The organism is Streptomyces sp. AC627_RSS907, assembly GCF_019049165.1.
On the sequence record NZ_JAGMUE010000675.1, the window covers coordinates 1 to 625 of the forward strand.

At 69.1% G+C, this 625-nt stretch carries 2 pseudogenes; both read right to left on the reverse strand.

Going from position 1 to position 625, the window contains the following annotated elements:
• Positions 1-252, reverse strand: a pseudogene (locus KUM32_RS37735) (hypothetical protein); the annotation flags it as partial.
• A 50-nt stretch (positions 253-302) separates the two neighbouring features.
• Positions 303-625: pseudogene (locus KUM32_RS37740) on the reverse strand (murein biosynthesis integral membrane protein MurJ); the annotation flags it as partial.

Genomic DNA, 625 nt, shown 5'->3' on the forward strand with positions numbered 1-625 from the left:
GTGCAGTTCGGGGGGGCTTTTATCGGCCGATGCGCTCTTGTCCGTCTCGACAGGGCGCGCGGTCTCTGTGGTGTTGCTGGCCTTCTGCTGGGCCTTAGCCTCGTCGGTCGTGGCCTTGTCCGCCTTGGCGGTAAGCGGCTCTCCGCCGCTGCTATCGGCCACGTCGACGGCAGCCGTACTCCGGTCCGCCACCGTCGTTCCCTGCCTCCCCATACGTTGCGCCTGTTCCACGGCCACGACAATTGTGCCCACAGTCCGCCACCCTGCACGACACGCGGTGGTGGACGATGGTTGTGCTGCGGTCAACGGCCGAGACGTCCTCGGACCATTCCGACCATTGCGGTCAGCTCCTGAATGCGCATGCGCTTCGCCGCGATGTAGAAGATCCCGATGAGGACGATTCCGCCGCCGATCAGGGAGGCGACCGAGCCGGCGATCCCGCTGCCGAGCGCGTCGGTGATGGCGTACGCCGTCAGGCCGGCGAGGATGGCGGCGGGGACGCAGGCGCCGAAGAGTCGCGAGTAGGTGCGCATCACGTGGCGGGCGTCCAGGTCGCCGCCCAGCCGGTCGCGCAGGCGCCGCCAGGCGATGCCCACGCCGACCGCGTACGCGAGGCCGTAGGAGG